General features: G+C 69.1%; 14 protein-coding genes and 1 pseudogene. 7 read left to right on the top strand and 8 right to left on the bottom strand.

Features of this window, described 5'->3' with window-relative positions:
- Positions 1–126: 126 nt before the first annotated feature.
- From ACFYZ4_RS11600 to ACFYZ4_RS11585, 4 genes are all read right to left on the bottom strand, one after another.
- Positions 127–537, bottom strand: coding sequence for a phosphotransferase (locus ACFYZ4_RS11600; protein WP_390783766.1), 411 nt, complete (start codon positions 535–537; stop codon positions 127–129).
- A 481-nt stretch (positions 538–1,018) separates the two neighbouring features.
- A complete protein-coding gene (locus ACFYZ4_RS11595) occupies positions 1,019–2,386 on the bottom strand; it encodes an MFS transporter (protein ID WP_390783765.1) in 1,368 nt (455 codons plus the stop codon).
- A gap of 102 nt (positions 2,387–2,488) precedes the next feature.
- Entirely contained in the window at positions 2,489–3,958 is a 1,470-nt protein-coding gene (locus ACFYZ4_RS11590; RefSeq protein ID WP_390783764.1) for an NUDIX domain-containing protein, read from the bottom strand.
- 352 nt (positions 3,959–4,310) lie between these two features.
- Positions 4,311–4,715 carry a hypothetical protein gene (locus ACFYZ4_RS11585; protein ID WP_390783763.1) on the bottom strand — a complete coding sequence of 135 codons (405 nt, stop codon included), beginning with the start codon at positions 4,713–4,715 and terminating at the stop codon, positions 4,311–4,313.
- Positions 4,716–5,112: 397 nt separating this feature from the next.
- On the opposite strand from ACFYZ4_RS11585, the gene ACFYZ4_RS11580 reads away from it, so the two are divergent.
- Positions 5,113–6,426, top strand: coding sequence for a helix-turn-helix transcriptional regulator (locus ACFYZ4_RS11580; protein ID WP_390783762.1), 1,314 nt, complete (start codon positions 5,113–5,115; stop codon positions 6,424–6,426).
- Between the two features lie 89 nt (positions 6,427–6,515).
- Here ACFYZ4_RS11580 and ACFYZ4_RS11575 read toward each other — a convergent pair whose 3' ends face one another.
- On the bottom strand, positions 6,516–6,758 hold the full coding sequence (locus ACFYZ4_RS11575) for a hypothetical protein (RefSeq protein WP_390783761.1): 243 nt from the start codon (positions 6,756–6,758) through the stop codon (positions 6,516–6,518).
- Between the two features lie 1,277 nt (positions 6,759–8,035).
- Between ACFYZ4_RS11575 and ACFYZ4_RS11570 the strand changes: the two genes are divergently transcribed.
- The 3 genes and pseudogenes from ACFYZ4_RS11570 to ACFYZ4_RS11560 all read left to right on the top strand — a co-directional run bounded on the left by ACFYZ4_RS11570 (position 8,036) and on the right by ACFYZ4_RS11560 (position 10,071).
- Positions 8,036–8,698, top strand: a complete 663-nt coding sequence (locus ACFYZ4_RS11570) for an HNH endonuclease family protein (protein WP_390783827.1) — start codon at positions 8,036–8,038, stop codon at positions 8,696–8,698.
- Positions 8,699–9,059: 361 nt separating this feature from the next.
- Positions 9,060–9,320, top strand: a pseudogene (locus ACFYZ4_RS11565) (IS110 family transposase); the annotation flags it as partial.
- 19 nt (positions 9,321–9,339) lie between these two features.
- On the top strand, positions 9,340–10,071 hold the full coding sequence (locus tag ACFYZ4_RS11560) for a DUF2625 domain-containing protein (protein ID WP_390783760.1): 732 nt from the start codon (positions 9,340–9,342) through the stop codon (positions 10,069–10,071).
- Positions 10,072–10,703: 632 nt separating this feature from the next.
- Here the strand turns inward: ACFYZ4_RS11560 and ACFYZ4_RS11555 are convergent.
- Entirely contained in the window at positions 10,704–12,437 is a 1,734-nt protein-coding gene (locus ACFYZ4_RS11555) for a DNA/RNA helicase domain-containing protein (RefSeq protein ID WP_390783759.1), read from the bottom strand.
- A 556-nt stretch (positions 12,438–12,993) separates the two neighbouring features.
- Here ACFYZ4_RS11555 and ACFYZ4_RS11550 point away from each other — a divergent pair.
- Positions 12,994–13,959 (top strand): DUF3883 domain-containing protein, encoded by a 966-nt coding sequence (locus ACFYZ4_RS11550; RefSeq protein WP_390783758.1) that lies wholly within the window; start codon positions 12,994–12,996, stop codon positions 13,957–13,959.
- Between the two features lie 1,043 nt (positions 13,960–15,002).
- On the opposite strand, the gene ACFYZ4_RS11545 is transcribed toward ACFYZ4_RS11550, so the two are convergent.
- Complete coding sequence (locus ACFYZ4_RS11545) at positions 15,003–15,425, bottom strand: hypothetical protein (RefSeq protein ID WP_390783757.1); 423 nt, start codon at positions 15,423–15,425, stop codon at positions 15,003–15,005.
- Positions 15,426–16,096: 671 nt separating this feature from the next.
- Between ACFYZ4_RS11545 and ACFYZ4_RS11540 the strand changes: the two genes are divergently transcribed.
- Positions 16,097–16,630: an NUDIX hydrolase gene (locus ACFYZ4_RS11540; protein ID WP_390783756.1), complete on the top strand. Its 534-nt coding sequence runs from the start codon at positions 16,097–16,099 to the stop codon at positions 16,628–16,630.
- Here the strand turns inward: ACFYZ4_RS11540 and ACFYZ4_RS11535 are convergent.
- A complete protein-coding gene (locus tag ACFYZ4_RS11535) occupies positions 16,600–17,958 on the bottom strand; it encodes a hypothetical protein (protein WP_390783755.1) in 1,359 nt (452 codons plus the stop codon). The genes ACFYZ4_RS11540 and ACFYZ4_RS11535 overlap by 31 nt on opposite strands.
- A gap of 739 nt (positions 17,959–18,697) precedes the next feature.
- On the opposite strand from ACFYZ4_RS11535, the gene ACFYZ4_RS11530 reads away from it, so the two are divergent.
- Positions 18,698–18,853, top strand: a complete 156-nt coding sequence (locus ACFYZ4_RS11530; RefSeq protein WP_390783754.1) for a hypothetical protein — start codon at positions 18,698–18,700, stop codon at positions 18,851–18,853.
- Positions 18,854–18,922 lie beyond the last annotated feature (69 nt).

Below are 18,922 nucleotides of genomic sequence, written 5' to 3'. Positions count from 1 at the left end.
CCAACCTCGGCTCTGGGCCTAAAGCCCTGGAACTCGCCGACTCGGCGCAGGGGCAGCGAACACCGTCTCCTGTAAGACCTGTTCCACCGTCATACGCCCTCCGACACGACGCCGGCTCCGGGGTGCTCAAGGGGCCGGGGCAGCAGCACGTCGCGCCCGGGCGTGGGGCAGGGCTCTGGCCAGGTGCCACTCCAGCCTTCCCAGCGGCGGGCTTTCGGCGGCCGGCCGAGGCGGGGCGCTGTCGTGGATGACCGCCGCGAGCTGCCCGATGCGGCGGAAGATTCGGCGCTGCTGCTCGGGCGGGTAGACGGCGCCGTGCAGGGACCGGCCGCCCACCCCGGTGAGCACCACAGCCCGCAGCTGCGCGTCTGAGGTCGCCAGCCGGGGCGCGGACGCGCCAAGGACGAACAACCAGTTGCGGAGCGCGTCTACTTCACGCCGGTGGAAGCGGTCGTTCTGGTGGATCTTGACGTACCACTCGCCGTCCTCGGCCCCGTCCGCCCGCCACGCACGCCTCTCCTCGCGCGCCCAGGACACGTCCTTCCAGGTGTGATCCGGCCGAACGTCTGCTCGGCGAACGCGCGCACCGCCTGCTCCGGGACCGCGCCGGGGCCGCCGGAGTCAGGGACCAAGACCAACCGGTCGACGGACCGGTCGTACTCGATCGGGTCGCCCGGCTCCTGGAAGTACACGGCCATCCGCGCGCCGGCCCGGTATGCGTCCAGCCCGGCCCGGCAGTAGGCCACCATCGGCTCCGGCAGGGCCTCGAAGGAGAACCACCCCATGGCGTCGCACACTTGGGGCTCCATGACCTCTGGGGTGCGGTTCCCAGCAATTAACCTCGAAGAACACCCCCAGGCGGCCAACGCCGCCCGGGTGGCCACAGCCTCGGAGGTGTCTGCGGCGGACTGGCGCGGAGGGACGGGCTCGTCGGGCGCGGCGGAGTCAGGCAGCACGGTGCACTCCAGGGGATCGGCTGGTGCGGCAGCAGGAGCCGCGGCCGAGTTCGGCACCTGGTTCACGGGGCATCGCCTTCGAGCGAGCGATCGTGGGCGTCGTCCGTGCGTGCTGGACTGGGTACGGCCGGAGGGGATGCCCGGAGCGCGAGCGGGGACGGCCCAGCGGCGGGCGGGTCAGGCATCTGCCGTAGAGCGCGCAGCGGGGAGCGGGCGAGGACGACGAGGGGGACGAGTAGCAGGAAGGTCCCGGCAGTCAGGGTGGGCCGCACACCGATCCACGTGCCCAGGCCGCCGGCGAGGAGCGCGGCCACTGGGCGGGCGCCGGACGTCAGCCACGTGCTCACGGCCTGCATCCGCGCCTGCATCCCGGCCGTGGTGACGATCTGACGGATGGATCGCTGAGTGGTGCCCGCGGCACCGGCACAGGCGAGCTGCAGGAACAGCACCGCCCCGATCGTGATCTGCCAGGCGAGGCCGGGGGAGGCGAGCAGCAGTGGGAGTTGGGTCAGTGGGGTGATCGCGAGCGCGGTTAGCATCATCGGCCCCGGGCCGTACGGGCGGGCGGCCGCTGGGGCGGTGAGTGCCCCGGCGGCCGCGCCCAGGGCGCCGAGGCCCAGGACCACACCGAACGCGGTCGCGCTCATCGCGAGGGAACGTAGCAGGTACAGGGCCCACAGGGTGTTGAGCAGCCCGAGGGCGAACGAGGTCGTGGCGTTGACCAGGGTCAGGGTCCACAGCCGGTCATCGCCGCGCACGTACCGCAGACCCTCGCCGATCTCGGCGCGCAGTCGGCGAGTCTTCGGGCGGGCGCGGACGGGTTCAGCCGTCTGGATGCGAGCGGTGCATACGGCGCTGATCAGGTAGGAGGCGACGTCGCCGAGCAGGGCCCGGGCGGGGCCGAGCAGCGCCGTCAGCGCGACGCCGAGGTGGCTTCCGGCGGTCGCGGCGACCGCGAACAGCGCGCCCACGCGGCTGTTGCTCCGCCGGATCAAGGACCGTTCGACGAGGCTGGGCAGCAGGCTGATGGCCGCCGCGTCGTGAAGCACGCTCGCCGCGCCCTGCACCACGGCGACGACCATGAGCTGTGTCAGTGTCAGGGTGCCCAACGCGGCCGAGACCGGCACGGTGGCGAGTACCGTCGCGCTGACCAGGTCACCGGTGATCATCTGCCGTCGCTTGGAGTGCCGGTCGGCGAGCGCGCCGGCGTGCAGGGCGAGCAGCGCGGGCGGGAGCTGTCCGAGGAACGCCAGCCAGGCGACTTGGGCGGTTGTCGCGTCCAGGTGGAGCACGGCCAGTACCGGCAGCGCCATCTGCGTGATCGAGCTGCCGGTCACGCTCGCGGCCTGGCCGGTCAGGTACCGGCGGAAATCCCGGTGCCGCCACAGCGAGGTGCCGGTGGCGGAGGGGGTTTCAGCGCGGGGCGGCACGGAGTACCTCCCTCGGCTCCGCCAGGCGCTTCCGCAGCACGTGCGTGGGCTCGGTCTGGGCCCGCCGACAGGGTCCGCTACCGGTGGGTGTGCCCACCCTGCTCACCAGCCCAGCTGGGAATAGGGGCGGCCTTCGGAGACTGCGGTGATGGCCGTGCGGGTGTAGGAGACCAGGCGGTCCGGGAGCTCGTGCCGCGGCCACCACTGCCAGGTCAGACACTTGTCGGGCTCGCGAACCTCGGGGGTGCCCTCCCACCGGCATGCTCGGAAGACGAGCTGCATCAGGGGCAGGCTGCCCGGGCTGTCGACGACGTGGACGACGTGCGCGAGCTCCACGTCGGCGGGGTCGATGACCAGCCCTGCTTCCTCCCACGCCTCGCGGACCAGGCATGAGAGGGCGGACTCCTGCTCGCACCGCCCGGCGAGGTAGTGCCAGGTGTCGCCCGCGTACTGCGACTCGGGATGACGCAGGCCGAGAAGCACCCGGCCCTCGTCGTCTTCGAGATGGAGGTGGACTCCGACGCCGTTCAGCACCGTCCGGCTGCCCCCGTCCCACACGGGAGGAGCAGCGGCCGGCCCGTTGTCCGGAGGGTTCTCGGCCGCGTGCCGGTGAATCAGGTCCCGGGTGGCGGGGCTCAGGCGCAGCCGGTCCAGCTCATCGGGCGCGAACCAGCGCAGAAGCACACCCTCGTGCAGCGCGAGACGGTCGGGGTTGCCGTGCCACCGGCCGGCGAAGACCCGGACGGGGACGCTGAGGCCGTCGATGCTGGTGGCGGCCTCCAAGGCGTAGGGCTTCAAGTCCTCAAGGCGGAGGTCGGGCACCTCCTCGGACAGCTCCCGCAGCAGCGTGCCCTCAAGGCTCTGGTCGTCGTGCTCGCGGCCACCGCCGAGAAGAGCGAACGCCCCCGACTGCCAGATGACGCCGGGCTTGTGGTCGCGCAGATGGAGCAGGTACCGGCCGGTCCCGTCGTGGATCAGCGCGGACACGTTCACCGGCTCCGGCCGGCCGTCCAGCCGCGCCGCGAGGAGTTTCGCGCGCAGTGTCGGGGAGCTGACTTCCGGCTGCGGGAGCCACTGGGCGCCGGACACCTCCTCGTCCTGCAGCGCGATCGTCGGCGGCTCCTCGTCGGCGAGGTAGAAGACGTAGCGGAAGTCGTAGTGGCAGTGGGCCGGTTCCCCCTTGGACGGGCTGGCGTCGATGTCGTGGACGTCGATGTCGATCGGAGAGCCGAGCAGTTGCCGGGTCAGGCACAGGGCGCCCGGCGCGATCCCGGCCTCCTCCGCCACCTCGCGCAGCGCCGCGGCGAGCAGCGTCCCGTCGCCGGGCTCGACGTGGCCGCCCGGGGTCAGCATGACGCCGCCGGTGGCCCGGTGCCGGATGTGCAGGACCCGGCCCTGGCGGTCGATCACGACGGCACTGCAGGTGATGTGCCCGGGCAGCGTCGTGCGGGCGGTCACGTCAACGGGCCGGTCCAGGGCGGCGAGCAGCCCGGCCAGGGCGTCACGCTCGCCGGGATGGCGACTGATGTACGCGTTGATCGTCTTACTGATCGCGGTGAAACTGAGTGACATCGTCTCGCCTTCGACGTGGGCGGTAATGCGGGCTGGGCTGTGGAACTCGCGCTGGAGGGTCAGCTCGCCGTCTCGAGATCGGGCGGCGGGCCACCGCGGGAGTCGGGCGGAGTCTTTGGCAGGTACGCGACGGCTTCATCGCGGCCTCGTTCGATGGATGCCAATGAGTTCCCCCTCGTGGACGTGATGCTGGTGCTGCCGTGCTCAACGACGCCACACCGATTTCGAACACCAGCGCTTTCGGACGGGTTGCCCACCCTGGAGTGGAGCGGATTTTCGAAGGTGTGCGATGCACCGACCCTTGCCCTGAAAGAGACCACCTCCGTTGGCTACTTGGCCGAAACGCCGACGCTCAGGCTTCCGGCTCGGGCTGGGCGGGCTCGTCAGCGGGCCAGTACGGCTTCGGGTACCGCCGAGCGGGCCCATTGCCACCTACGGGCGCTCCACGGCTTCGGGGCGGGGCCGGCAGTTCCGCGCAGGCACGCCAAGCGGTGGTCCGCTTCGGCGCGGCCTGCCGGATGGCGGTGGCGTGGCGCAGGGCGAACAGGGTGGTGCACAGGGAGCGGATGTCGCGGATGACCTGGTAGCTGGGCCAGGTGGTGACATCGTGGCCGTAGACGCGGGCGAAGGCGGTGTAGTCGTCGGGGCTGGCGCCGAAGACGTCGCGGTGCCAGGCGGCGGTGGCCTGGTCCCATTCGCGGTGGCCGATGGAGAGCTGTTCCCAGTCGATCAGGAACGCCCCGGCCGCGGTGGACATGGTGTTGCCCGGCCCGGCGTCGCCGCCACCTGGGCGCCGGAGCCCACTGCCGTGTCAAATCGCGCAGGCGTGATCCCGGGAGTCACCAGCCAGGTCGGCCCACTGGGCCCGGCGAGTGCAGGCGGCACGGAACTCGCCCTATCCAACGGAGACTGCACGTCGATCTCCTCTCGAACGGTCGAGCGGTCCGGTCGGTGCCCGTATAGGACGGCAGACCGGAAGAAGGAACAGGGAACAGGGCAGCGGCACCCGACGGTCGAACAGCACGCGAGGTCGCTGGGATGATCGAGTGTCGAGCAACTGGCCGCCTACTGAAAGGAGTTGTCGGTAATCCCGGCGGTAATCCCGGCCGGTAGACGGCTACGCTCAACACGGATGCTGCTGATTGGATGACGGAGTGGCCAAGAACACCCACGCCCTGGCACTTGTGCGCGCCGCGCGGGGCATGACCGGCGTCGACCTCGCCCGAGAGATCTGCGCGGCGGCTGAACGCCGCGGCCTGCGTTCCGGCACGACCAAACAGCGCATCTATAAGTGGGAAGTCGACGGGGTCACACCCGACAGGGAATCCCAGGAGTACATCGCCGAAGTGTTCGGAGTTCCCCTGGAGAACGTCGACGTGAGGTCGTGGCCGAACTGGCTGCCCGACGCCGGAGTGGTCCCCCTGGGCTCCGCCAGTACCATGCCGGCCCTGCGAGAAGCATTGAGAGCATCCATGGAGCGATCCCGCCGCTTTGTCCTGTCCGCGATCTCCGGCACAGCATTGACTACCCTGGCTAGTACTTGGGCGTCCGCCGATGTGCGGCCCCAGGCGACAGGCCGCACCCAGAGCAAAGCCGTCGGCGAAGACCTTGTCGTCCTCCTCGAGGAGACCAGTGCACGGCTGACGAGCCTGGCTACTCAGGAACGGCAGCACACTGCCCCTCTGATCGACGCCCACCTGGCAACCGTGACCGACCTCATTGCCGACGGCCGCTACTCCGGCTCGCTTGGCCTCCGGCTCCACGCCCTGGCCGGGATCCTCAGCCAAACCGTGGCGTGGCACCGCTTCGATCTCGGTTTGTACGCCGAGGCCACCCGCTACTGGGTAGCCGGCCTGCACAGCGCCCACGCCGTCGCAGACCACGACCTGGGCGCTGCAATGCTCAGCGACCTCGCCTACCAGGCTTCCTGGCGCGGCGACCCTGCGACAGCAGCCGCCATCCTCCAACGGGCCCTCTCCAGGACAGTCCATCCGGCGGCTCAGTCCCTCCTTCAGCTGCGGTTGGCCCGTGCACTGGCCGCGCAGGGAGAACGCCGAACCACCCTGCGCGCGCTCGCCGCATCCGAACACCTTCTGGGTAAGGCGTCCCTGGAGCCGAAGCCGACGTGGTGCGCATGGATGTCCGACGCGGACCTGGCCGTTGACTCCGGCCAGTGCCTGATCGAGCTGGGAGACACCGGTCGCGCGCAGAGCCTGATCCGCGAAGGCCAGGACCTGCTGCCCACCACCCGCGACAAGACCAGAGGGGTCTTCCTCGCCTACCAGGCCAGCAGCTTCATCGACCTGAGTGAACCAGAGCAGGCCGCAGCCGCAGCGCTGGAGTCGCTCGAACTCGCCCAGCGCATCGGCGCACCCCGCTGCGTACAGCTGGTGGAAGATCTCATCCCCCGTCTTGAGTCCTTCCGCGACGCTCAAGGAGTACGGGAGCTCCTCGCCCACGCCGCATAGCCCGGCCCGCGGCCAATATCCGACGGAGGAGTCGGCGGACAGCAGGTTGCGAACGTGTGAACCTGCCGCCACCGCGGTGTGGCCTGACGTCACCGCGGCATCTCCGAGGCGGTGATGTACACCGCGACGGCGACTACGAACACTGCGAACCGCCACGCGTTCATGGGGATGCGGCGCCGCTCTTCGCCCGGAGGACGCCTGCGCCACGCGTCCTTCATTGCACAGCCGCCCTCGATAGGCGGGTGGTTCGGCGCCCGCCACAGGCGCCGGTATAGATCTGCGAACTGCCGGCGCACGGTGTGCTGGCCGTCGCGCAGCGGCGGGTCGTGCATGACGAGAGGGGCCTGCGAGCGGGGATCCAACGGGTGGTCTCCTTCAGAGCGGGATCCGGACAATGGCGTCCTGTTCGGGCGCGTGGATGGCGCCTGCGCTGATCACTTCGAGGTGCCCGCGTGCGACGGCATGCCGTCGCGGGTGGCCGCGACCTCCGTGACCACGTGTAGTTCCTCGCCGTCCGCCGCGCGCGAGATGAGGCGGTAGCTGGCGACGAAGGCCTACATGGCGGTTGGGGCGGGCGGGCTCCGGCTCGAGGACCAGGCGATGATGGTCAGTGCCGTCCGGAAGGGCGGCGGGATCGTCACCAGGCTGACGTGTTGAGCATGGTCCAGGCGCTGTCGCCCCGCGTGAGCAGCTTGATCACTGTCGGGGCGCCGGATATGCAGAGCGCACCCGCCCAGTTCGAGCGGAACCCGGAGGCTCGGCGTGCTCATTGCGCGACGTACAGGCCGGGGCCGGGCACCAACTGAGGGGACGCGATGGGGGAACCATGGGGAGACGCTGGGTGGTGGGCATGGGGGAATGCGTGGGGGGAAGCAAGGGGGGAACGTGTGTCGTCCGGCGATTTGCCGTTGGTGCAGGTGGCGAGCCGTTCTTCGAGTGGTGACTGGGCGGACTTACTCCTTGGGGCGGGGTGGGGGTGTTGAGTGTGGGGTGTCCGGAGCGGGGTGGGTTGGGTGGCTGTTTGCGGGCCGTGGGGTCCTGCGATCGGCGGAGTGTCTGCGACGGTGGGGGAGTTGTTGACTCTTGCCCTTGCGCGGCGGCATGGTGCCACTGGTCGTGCACCCCCGCCATCCCCGCGATGTCGGCGTTTGAGCGGTCGTTCCCGAATGACTCGACCGCACGAAGACGCCGGCCCTCCGCCAACTGCGGCCGAAACAAAGGAGGAACAGACGGTCCCGAGACAAGGGGCGAAGGCTGGTACGACACGCCAACAGGCGTCCACCCGCTAGCCCACCACACGCACAGAGCCAAGGAAAAGATCAGGTAGTTCGGAGCCCCTCCGTGGAATTGCCTTGCGACCGATCACGACCGCAAGAGCCCGTTGCGATCGCCAGCCCGCACCGGGCACCAGGCACCGCGCGCCACCGTCGGTCGGCGGCATCCGCCGCGCGGACCCTGCTCGGGCCCGTACCGATAACGCTGGCTGCACCGTGACGTTCATCCTTGCAGTGCCGGTTCGCCGGTGAATCCTCTTCCTCGGCCGGGTGAACCGGCCTCGGTGGTCTGTTGCTGATGATGTGGGAGCCGGTAGAACCGGCTCATGATGATCATGATGCGGGCTGCAGTCGCGGCCGCTGCTCTTGCCCTGACCCTGCCCGCCGCCACCGCGCACGCCGCCGAGGAACGCGCCGTACCGCAGGTTCTCCCAATCGCGGTGGCAGTGACCGCGCTCCCACTCGCAGTGGAAGACCGAACCGGCTACCAACGCACCAGCTTCCGGCACTGGAACACTGGTGCCAATCCGTCGGACGGCTGCAACACGAGGATGGAGGTGCTGATCGCAGAGGCAGTCGAGGCACCGGAGGTCGGCCCGGGCTGCACCCTGTCCGGAGGGCTGTGGTGGAGCTACTACGACGAGCGAGAGGTGACGCCGGCCGGCGCGCTGGACATCGACCACATGGTCCCGCTCGCCGAAGCATGGGATTCGGGTGCCAGTTCGTGGACCGCGCAAAGGCGCGAAGCGTACGCCAATGACCAGGGGCAACTCGCCTCCCTGGTCGCGGTCACGGCCCGTTCGAACCGGCAGAAGGCGGACCAGGATCCGGCGGAGTGGCTGCCGCCGTCCGCAGACGCGCTGTGCCGATACGGCGCAGAGTGGACCGCGACCAAGCTCCGCTGGGGCCTCGCGGTGGACGAGCTGGAACAGGACCGGCTGCTGGACATCGCGGCCGGCTGCGGCGGCACCGACGTGGAGTTCACCCCAGCCCCGTAACCGGAGGTCGCAGTACCGAGGGCCGTCACCCCGTGAGCGTGGCGGCTCTTCGCCTGTCCGGGTGCGGCCTCCCCACGGGCTGGTGCTGCGCCCCGCGCGAGACGGCTTGATGCCCCTGCCGGGGTGAAGGAGTGCAGGTGCGGGCGGCTGGGCTGCGGCATCCCACCCCGCAGTCCTGGTGCCCGGAACACGGCAGGGACGCTGCGGTGGTGATGGGGTGGCACGCCGGAGGCGGCCCCCCGCTTCGCGGAGCTCCCCGCGAGCCTGAGGCTCGCCCTCCACCTCGGCCCCCGTGTCAAGGATGCGGAAAGGTGTGGGCCGACACAGAACCTTCCGAGGGCGCCCTGAAGGGGCGGAATCCATGGACGTGTTCTGCGGGATCGGCTGCGCGGAGGGACACCACGACGTCGCGCTCGTCGACGACACCGGCAGGCTGCCGGCCAAGTGCCGGATCAACGACGACCTGGATGGCCACCGGTTGTTGCTGGACCTCCTGGCCGAGCACGACGATACCGGCGAGACGCCGATTCCGGTGGCCATCGAGACCAGCCGCGGCCTACCTGATCCATCGCCCCGGCCTTCGAGTGAGCGCGGTCTAGCCCACGCGATGAGGCGATACCGGAAGGTGCGACCATCGTCGGATGCGAGGGATCGATGAGCTGGTCAATGTGGACGATCCGGCGTGGCCGGAGCTTCAGGCGGTTCTCAGGGCGAGCTCCGTGCCGGTTCAAGTGCTGCCCGCAGACGTCAACGAGGGCCGCCGGTGCCTTCTGCAGATGCAGGTCACCGGGCGATCGGTGCTGGGTGCACTGGCGTTGCACACCGGCGGATTGCTCGTGGACAACGGGTGGCTGCGAGTTTTCGGCGGGCGTTCGGGTTCGGTCGCGGATGGGCGACTCCCGAGTCTGGCGCAGGTCAACCGCTTCCCCACGGACTTCGACCCTGGCTGGCATCCTGCGACAGGTCTTGTCGTCGGCCACGACATTGTCGGAGGGGTCTTCGCGTTGAACGGCGGCGATCCCGCGGCCGCGGGCCGCCCTGGGGCACCTGGCCAGATGACGTATTTCGCTCCCGACGCTCTGGAGTGGGAGGCGATGGAGATGGGCCACTCCGGATGGGTCTCCTGGCTGCTCTCGGGCAGGCTGGAGACGTTCTATGACGGAATGCGCTGGCCCGGCTGGCGTGAGGAGACCGCTGCCCTGGCTGTCGGGCAGGGCCTTTCCGTGTATCCGTTCCTGTGGTCCGAGGAAGCTCACGCCGATCTCGCGGCCACGAGCCGGCGGCCTGTCCCGATGCGCGAGGTCCTAGGAGTCGCAGCGGACTTCGCCCGGCAGATGGGGCCGTCCGATCCTGGGTTCCTGGGCGAGGTGTGACTGGCTTCGCTGTCGGTCCTGGTGCGTCAGCGAAGGTCCGGAGCCCGGGCGACTGGGCCGAGGTTCTGCGCGCGCGATTGGGCAGCGAACACCCACGGCTTGACGCGTCAACTGCATGAGGTGTCTTGCCACCCCACTATCAGTCACCGTCGCCAGACCACAGAACCTGTGCCAGAACCGGTTCTCTCGTACACAGGCGCACAGGCCATTGGCACGGACAAGAGCACCTGGTCCAAGCTCGTCGGCAGCCGCCGGACTCCTGACGCCACGCCCGGATCGCGGCCGTAGCCAAATCCGGGATCGGCGAGTAGGACGCGACCTGCTGCGGAGCGCCCCCTCGGAGCGGGTCCGCCAGCTGCTCCTCACCACCAGACTCTGACCACCCTGCTGGAGGCGTCTCTCGCGGTCAGATCGTGGGTCTCACCGGCGGCGGCCCGCTCTTCCCCCACCACGATCCGGCTGGGTATCGCCGGGCATCCGGCTGCGGCCCCGGCGGAGGCCGTGGGTTTCCGCCCCGACGGCAGGCTGCGCCCCGGCTGTGGCTGATCCGGGTCGGTAGTGGACCGGGTGTGTGTCTGGCCGGGCAGAGGCCGTGGGACGAGCGCGTTGAGGTGGGCTTGGTGTTGGTCCGGTCATGTCCTGTGTCGGGGGCGGGCCCCGACCGTTGTCACGGTGGTGTTGTCGGGGTGGGAGTTGAGGAGGGTGGTGAGGTGGTGGTGGGTTTCGGGGTCGGTGGAGTGGATGCGGGTCGTGTGGGTGCCGCGGGTGAGGAGGACGCGGTAGATGTTGAGCGCGAGGGGGAGGTATTCGTCGGGGGCGAGGTCGCGGAGGCGGGCGTCGTGGCTTTCGCCGGGGTGGGCGGTCCAGTGGTTGTCGCGCCAGGTGAGGTCGGGGCCGATGATGACGGCGGAGTGGTGGTATTCGAGGCCTTGGGCGGTGTAGACGCAGCCGACTTGTTGGTGGCCGCCGGTGTGGCTGGCCCAGAGCTGGCTGGGGGGTGCCAGTGGTTCTCCGTCGGCGGTGGTGAGTGCCGTGGAGGCGTTCCAGGCGGCCTGCCAGATGCGGGGTTCGCCGGTGGGTGAGGTGCTGGTGATGTGGATGTCCAGGGGCAGGGTTCGGGCGGCTTGGCGGGTGGGTGTCCATTTCCAGCAGAACCCGGCGGTGATCCGCGCGCTGTGGCCGTCGGCGGTGGCCCGTTCGACGCCCTCCTGGAGGGCGAAGGGATCCTCGCACAGCCCGAGGTCGTAGCCGGCCTGTCCCGTCCAGAGGACCGGGCGCCCGTACAGCAGGGCCTCGACCCAGTCGGTGTAGGCCTTCGAGCCCTGGCAGCGGAACGACCCGGTGAGTTCCAGGGAGTGGTGGCGGCGTCCCGCAGCCTGGGCGAAGGCGGCGATCTCGGCGACCGAGACTCCCTCGTTCGGCCGGATGACCTGGCGCTCGTCCAGGAACACCACCACCAGCGGCACCCGTTCGAGAGCCGCAGCGAGTTCGGGTGCCATCCGCCCGCCGCTCCGCGCCATGCGCTGCGCCTCGTCGATGACGACTGCCCGCGCCCGGTCAGCGGTGCTGCGCAGGCTGGAGGCGGAGGGGAACAGCTCGCGGGCGCCGGGGTGACAGGCGGTGGCATCCAAGAGATGGGCGCGCAGCGTGCCGGAGGGAGTGACGAAGCGCGGGGACGCGTCGGGGTGGTCGCGCATGAAGTGGCTGAGCAGGCGTACGGCCAACGCCGACTTGCCGCTGCCCGGCCCCCCGCGGACGGTGATGACCGCCCCGCGCGCGGTCGGCTTCCCTCCTGGCCCGGGTTCGCTCAGGGGCGAGGGCGCCGGGCTGCGCAGGCTCTGCGCGGCCTTGTCGCGGATCCGGGCGAAGGCATCCTGCTGGTCGCCGACCAGGGCGAAGGCCGGCTTGCCTGCCAGGACGGATCCGACGTGATCGAGGAGCCCGGCCGACGGAGCCCACCGGATGCCCTCGAACGAGGCGGCCTGCGCGGAGCTCACCGCGCCCACGTCGTCGCAGCGCAGCAGCCGGGCCAGGGCCGCAGGCGGCAACGTCAGATCGCCGGCGGTCAGGACGGGGATGTCCTTGAAGTCGCCGGCGGCCGAGCTGAGGGCGGCCCCCTGCTCGGCGGTGGCGTTGTGCAGCACCACCACAGCACGCAGATCCAGGCGGGGCGCACCTTCGGGCCGCCAGTACCCGAAGAAGCTCCGGTAGGCGGCCACCTGGTAGACGGGATGCGTGGTCACCACCCCATCGCTGCGCATGACCCGGCCGCCGTCCAGGATCCGGCAGGTCTGCCACTGCTTCAGCTCGACCACGACCAAGGCGAGCGCGCCATCGGGTGCGGTGCCGACCAGAAGCGCATCCAAGCGCCGCCCTCCGCCCGGCGTCCCATACTCGAGGTATACCCGCAGATCCGAAAGGCCGGCCCGCATCAGGGCTTCGAACAGGGGAGGCCAACTCGCGCGCCAGCTCCGCACCTCACCCTCATCCGGAACCCCGAACCCACAAGCGCGATACCGCTCGACGCACCGCGCGATGAACGAGGCACTGCCCACCTGCACGGCGATCTCCCCGACGGAGCCGGCCGCCACGCACGCGACACCGGCCGCCGACTCCTGGTCCGGCCCGGAAGCGGGTAACTGGACGGGGATGGCAGGCTTGTCGTGCGTCGTCTCCACACGGGCACTGTCGGTCACGGTGTTTCCCCTGGGTTCCTGTCGACGGGCCTCGGCCGGCGACGGTCGATTCGACTCAGGCCAGGCGTTCAGTGCGGGATAGACCGCTTCGAACGTCCGCCACTGATTGGTTGTCAGTAGGTGCCGTCACACTCGGAGTTCGGGTCCGGCACCCCATCCGATCATGACGCTATCAAAGAATAGGCACTATCGACCTGTTGATAGAAGACTGCTTATGATGCCCTGCATGAAGACGTCGACGTTCGTCATGGTCCATGTCGGCCAGAGCACCGAATCCCAGCGCAACCTCGAGCACGGCATCGAGACCCTCTCCTGGGGCTTCCCCGAGAAGAAGCCCGAGTACGACACCGCACAGCCCCACTTCGCGATCCTGGCCACCGGAGCCTCCCCCCGAGTGCAGCTGCCCGACTGGCTGCGCGGCACCGCCACCCTCTACCTCTTCCAGGTCCGCGGCGGGTTCTACGAAGGCCAGGCCTGGCACTGGCCCGACGAGGAAGCCGAGCGCCGCCTGAAGTACCCCCAACGCTTCGGCATCGAACCCCTCGCCAAGCTCGAGAACGTCCCCCTCGGCCCCGAAGGACCGCTCACCGAAGCCGGCAGCGACGCCATCCGCCGCTCAGGCACCGACCGGGGCATGGGCAAACTCGTCCAGATGCCCGCCCGGCGCCTCCTGCAGCTCGCAGGCATCCCCTTCGACCCCGACGAACCCGAAGACGTCCCCCTGGACCAATCCCCCGGCTTCACCGCCGACCAGGTCGACGGCAAGAAGAAGCCACAGCGCCGCCGCCGCGGCGCCGGCTACATCTCGGATCCCAAGAAGCGCAAGACCATCGAGGAACACGCCGAGCAACTGGCCATCAACCACTACGAGAAGGACGGCTGGACCACCGAGAAGCTTGGCAAGCCCTACGACCTGCGCTGCACCCGCGGTACGGAGGAACGCCACGTCGAGGTCAAGGGCACCACGGGCGCCGCGACCAGCGTGGAGCTGACCATCAACGAAGTCCTCCACGCACGGGACAAGGACAACACCGTCGACCTCTACGTCGTGAGCGACATCAGGGTCGACACCCACACCGACCCCTATACGGCCAGCGGAGGAACGGTCTCCCACTACACCGACTGGGAGCCCGCCGACGAAGACCTCCGGCCCCGCAAGTACGAATACCGACTCCCGGAAACCACCGCGTGAGACGGAGACCGACCGCAGGACGTGAGTCGAGTGCTTGAACGCCAGCTCACCGTCGTGCAATCGGTAGACCCGGACCTGCACCTGCTCGATGGTCAAGCACGAGTACCCATTCAGGGGTCGTCGGGTGTGGCCGGTCCGGTACCGGCGGTGATTCGGTGGTGGGCGCGGAGCACAGCCCTCGACTCGCGGATGCAACTACAGGAACAGCCGCCACACGGCCGCTGCCATTTCCGCAACTTAGAAACAAAGCCAGGAGGTGGTCCCACGCCAGTCCTGCGCGGCAACAAGGACGATCTGCGCTCTCCCCGCAAGCGGAGGTGCTCCGGTACCGGCAGGGCTGCTCGCCGGGCGTACGGGACTGGGCGCTGCCATAGCCCGGCTGGGGCTGGCTGCAGCTGTGCCCGCAAAAGTCGCCGCGCTCGCGCTGCGGGCCGCGATGGAGGCGGCGCGGAAGAATGGCGGCTGGCCAGGAGGCGCAGGCGAAGCCGCGGTCGGTCCGTACCGTGCGGCGGAACAGCCGCGGGCCGATGGGCCTCGCGGCCGCGCTCGGGCGCGCTGGCCACCGAGCGGGCCCGGATGCCGCCAGCCGCCAGCGCTTTCCTGTGCAAGCGGTGGGCGGGCCATCGCCCTGACCTCACCGGACACGTCGCTGCCGTGGGCTTCGACCCGAACTCGGACCGGCTCACCGTACGCCCGGACTCGCCGGCCTGGGTGACGAAGGCGTGCTTGGAACATGCCCGGGGCGTCGCGGCCATCAACGCCTCGGCTGGCCATACAATGCGCGCCCTGCGGATCCTGGCGCCCGGCGCTGCACCCGCACCCACACCCGGCCATCAGGGCTGTGGACAAGAGCAGCCAGGAGCGGGGGACAGCCACGCAGTTTTCGCCCGCACAAAGTGAGGGGCTCCCCCGCGTGAGCGGGGGAGCAGTAGCGGTGCCGGACGATGCGCTAGCTCGATTGAGGCTGCCCGGGCACAGTGCCGCCAAGCTACGGCGTCTGAGGTCGCCGCCCTGCGTCGGGCTGGAGACCAAAGCCCAGCGAGCTACTCCCAGGCGTCGGCAGTCGTGCGGTGAAGAACGTGTTTGTCCAGGACGATGGTGTTGCTGCTTCGGACGGTGCCGTGGAGGTCCGAGAGGTTGCCATCGAGGTGAATGGTCCTTCCCTCTGTGTGGTAGGTACCCGTGTTGACACCGATCTTGAACACGGGGCAATCGTCGAGGTTGCAGATCACGTTGTTGATCTGCTCGAAACGGCCGTCCGCGGTGAAGGTCAGCTTCTGGATGTAGAGGGTGACTCCCGGGCGGTCTTTGTCGACGGACTCGGTCCACTGCCCTGTCAGCCGGGCCTGGTGCGCGGCTGGGGCGTCGGCCCCCGCCACCTGGGCGGCGGCAGAGCCACTGGTGGCCGTCATGGCGGCCAGGAGCAGCAGTGCGGTGCCCAATGCTGACTGCATCGTCGTCTTCATCTGCGTCCATCCCTTGTTCGTCGGTCCCTGGTCCGTAGAAGACGCAGCAGGGTCGGCTTGCGTGACTGGGGGTGACAGCCGCCCCTCGCTTCGGGGCATGCCGCTGGACAGCCTCCGTGGGTGAGTGCTGTCGGCGTTGGCGGGCCCGACCGTATCCGTTCCGATGCCGACCTGGTTCCCCTCGCCAGGGACCGCGTCTCGTTTCGGTTGCTTCGCGGATGTGGTGAACACTCCACACCGACCACAGGAGACAGAGGTACTCGGCCCCCTCCGCTACCCGGCATGGGGCACACCGGCGGACACTGATTGGCCGAAGAGCCACGACGCTCATCACATCGGCAGTCACGCTACCCGTGGGGGGCATCCCCGCGTTCGCGGGGCAGTAGCTTCCGTGGACCTTAACCGTCGCCCTGCGGCTTGGCAGGTGGTCTGCTTTACCAAGGAACGGGTCGTCGCGCGATCAAACTGCCGCGTCTGGTGCTGCTGGTGGTGGCTCTGTTTCGAAGGTTTCAGTGGAGCCCAGAGGAGAAGTTCGTTACGGGCTTCCTCACGCAGCTGAGTCGCTGAGCAGCACGGCCTCCATCTCGTCACAGTGACGCAAAATTCGCGAAGCTGCTCCCGTCTTGGCGGCACTCTGCGATGCTGGAGGCCGATCGAGAGGGGTCTCAGCGATGCAGTGGAAGATCCACGGTGAACGTCCGATCTACGAGAACGCATGGGTGAACTTGTGGCTCACCGATGTTGAAACGCCGGACGGGCATCGCTGGGAGCACCACGTCGTCAAGCTTCGCCACCTGGCCGTGGCTGCTGTCGTTAATGACCGCCAAGAGGTTCTGATGATGTGGCGTCACCGCTTCATCACAGATGCGTGGGCCTGGGAACTTCCCATGGGTCTGGTGGAGGCGGACGAGACCCCCGACGAGGCTGCCGCTCGTGAAGTCCTCGAAGAGACCGGCTGGCGTCCGGGCCCGATGAAGCCGCTGATCTATGCCGAACCGGCGAACGGCATCACGGACTCCCAGCACCATCTGTTCCGCGCGGACGGTGCGACGTACGACGGGCCGCCGACCGAGAAGAACGAGTCGGACCGGGTCGAGTGGATCCCGCTGGCGAACATTCGGGGCATGATCGACCGCCGCGAGATCGTCAGCAGCGGCTCTCTCGTCGGTCTCCTCTACGTCCTGATGGACGAAGGGGTTCGCTGACTCTGCGGGGGAAGCATCGCTCGTAGACGTGCCTCGAAGGCAACCGCGGCCGGCACCTCGCGATAGGGCGCAAGCTGCTCGTAGAACTCGCGAAGGTGCCCGGCCACCCGCTCGGACGACACCGCTGCGGCGGGCACCAGGGCCTCTATCGCCGTGTGGCACGCCTGGTCGAGCTTGCCCCGCTGGAGCTGCGTACGAGCCAGCCAGAAGGCATGGAACGCCCGGCCACGCTGGTTCGCAGGATCCTCCAGCGCCAGCGCATCCGCGATCAGCGGTTCGGCAATCGCAGCTTCCCCAAGACGGCCGTGTGCAATGCCGGTGTCCACGATGAGCTTCGGCTCATCGAAGTACGTCACCCATGCCGGATCCGGGTCGCCCTCGCGGATACGCTCGAACTGACTGTGAGCCTCGGAGATCGCGTTATGGGTCGCCTTCCGGTCCCCCAAGGTCGCGTGGGCGAAGGCTTCGCGCATGGCCAGCATCGTCCGTACTCGCGGCGTCGCCCCGGTGGCGGCACGGGCCTGGTCCTGGGCAGCAGACACCAGTGCAAGCGCGTCCGCCGGCTTGTCCTGGTAGGTCGCTTGCAGGCTCATGCAGGCCAGCACGTTGGCCATGAACGGATGGTCATGAATCTCTCTGGCCAGTTGCAGAGCCTCCGAGAAGTACGCGCGGGCCTGCTGATACTGCCGGGCGTCGAAGTACGTCCAACCCGTCAGCCGCGCCAGCTCCGCCGCGATGCCGTAGAGGCCGTTCTGTATCGGCGTCGGCCGCTGGCCCTTCAGCAGTCCTTCGACGTATCGCAGCTGGCCGACGACGGCCGGTCGAAGGGTCTCTCCTCCGTGCTCGTCGTCGAGTCGCCAGTAGTCCTCGATCGAGGACCGGAGCGCCTGGAGAGTGGCAGGGCTCGGCTTGGCTCCGGCAGCCAAGGCAAGGATGCTGTCCACATCCACTCCGGGTAAGGCTGCAAGCGGCCTGAGCCCGGCAGGAGCGTTCACCGACTCCGGTGGCTCTCGCTCTGCCACGGCAAGCGCAAGCGGCGTTTCCCACTCCCGTCGGGCAAGCCCGAGCATGTGCCCCGGGATGCGCAAACCGTCGGCAATCCGCTCGATCACGTCCATGTGGAGCAGCTGCCGCTGGCCTGCGATTACCTCCCCCACTCGGCTCGGTGTCAGCTCACACTGGCGCGCGATCATCGACGGGTAGATGCCTACGTGAGCCTTGACCAGGCGAAAGACCCTCGCGAAGTCGCGCACGCGACACGCGTCGATCATCTCGGGATCGGTGAGCAGACTTGCCGGTAGTTCCTTCGTGCGACGTGACTCGGGCATCGGGCACGCTCCGGAGGAAGACTACGGATCGCTTCAAGGTCTCAACCGACCGTGATGTTACCCAAGTTGGGTAATCCGCTGGGCCTTTCTGGCACGTCGTCCTGATCGCGATCCTTCTGGACATGGCGAAGCGACCAAGGACGACCGCCTTGAACGAGTCGGCGGGCACTCCTGACACAGAGCGAACGGCCCTCAGCGAAACCTCTGACCTGGGCATAGAACCCCGCGTCCGGATGAGCATCCGGGTATCGCGGGACTCGGGCCGGACATGGTTGCCGAGCACACGGGTCCTGGAAGGCGACCCGTTCGACATCCTCTCCAATCCCGGCCGATACCCCCCGTGTGAGTGCCCGCGCTGCGGCCGTACGGCGTCGTCGGTGCGTGCCCTTCGGCCGGCATCCATCGTGCCGGGGGCGGCGTAGTGGCCGCCTTCCGACAGTGATGGCCCCTTTAGAGCGGGAGACCCGGGTGCGTGGTCGAGCACGGCGGGGCTGGCGCCAACAGCTCGCCGTACTTCTCTACGCCGTTGCCGTCACCGTCTTGGTGGTCGCCTTGGCCATCGCCGGTGATCCCAGACGCTGATCCTCAACTGGCCTCCGGGAATGCCCGTTCACTCGACCGTGGCCTCGCGCCACCCTCATCTCCTCGCAGGCCCGAAACAGCAGGGCTGGTGAGGCACGCCCCATCGGGGCTGGGCCGGCACCCGTCGGCCCTGGAATTCCAGGAAGTGGAGACACGCATGGCAGCGCAGAAGGAAGACCTGCTGGTCGCCGTCGAGAGCCTGATCAAGGTCCAGGACCGCTTCACCGCTGCGGCGGCGGAGTCCGACTCCACCGGCACCTCCGCAGGCGACGACGGCGAGAACCGCGACGGCCTGAACCTCCCGCAGGAGTAGTACCACCAGCACGCCAAAGCACCAATCGGGGGCTCGTCATCCACGGCGGGCCCCCGGCCCTCACGCCCA

This window comes from Streptomyces sp. NPDC001513 (assembly GCF_042894695.1).
In the GTDB taxonomy this organism is placed as follows: Bacteria; Actinomycetota; Actinomycetes; order Streptomycetales; family Streptomycetaceae; genus Streptomyces.
The sequence above is the reverse complement of the archived record's forward strand: the minus strand, read 5'-3'. Positions and strand labels throughout refer to the sequence as shown.

Bases quoted from the DNA above. Each gene is read 5' to 3' on its own strand.
- ACFYZ4_RS11575 (WP_390783761.1), bottom strand. From the start codon at position 6,758: ATGCACGACCCGCCGCTGCGCGACGGCCAGCACACCGTGCGCCGGCAG.
- ACFYZ4_RS11540 (WP_390783756.1), top strand. From the start codon at position 16,097: ATGCAGTGGAAGATCCACGGTGAACGTCCGATCTACGAGAACGCATGG.
- ACFYZ4_RS11560 (WP_390783760.1), top strand. From the start codon at position 9,340: ATGCGAGGGATCGATGAGCTGGTCAATGTGGACGATCCGGCGTGGCCG.
- ACFYZ4_RS11585 (WP_390783763.1), bottom strand. From the start codon at position 4,715: ATGTCCACCGCGGCCGGGGCGTTCCTGATCGACTGGGAACAGCTCTCC.
- ACFYZ4_RS11530 (WP_390783754.1), top strand. From the start codon at position 18,698: ATGGCAGCGCAGAAGGAAGACCTGCTGGTCGCCGTCGAGAGCCTGATC.
- ACFYZ4_RS11570 (WP_390783827.1), top strand. From the start codon at position 8,036: ATGATGCGGGCTGCAGTCGCGGCCGCTGCTCTTGCCCTGACCCTGCCC.
- ACFYZ4_RS11550 (WP_390783758.1), top strand. From the start codon at position 12,994: ATGAAGACGTCGACGTTCGTCATGGTCCATGTCGGCCAGAGCACCGAA.
- ACFYZ4_RS11535 (WP_390783755.1), bottom strand. From the start codon at position 17,958: ATGCCCGAGTCACGTCGCACGAAGGAACTACCGGCAAGTCTGCTCACC.
- ACFYZ4_RS11545 (WP_390783757.1), bottom strand. From the start codon at position 15,425: ATGAAGACGACGATGCAGTCAGCATTGGGCACCGCACTGCTGCTCCTG.
- ACFYZ4_RS11590 (WP_390783764.1), bottom strand. From the start codon at position 3,958: ATGTCACTCAGTTTCACCGCGATCAGTAAGACGATCAACGCGTACATC.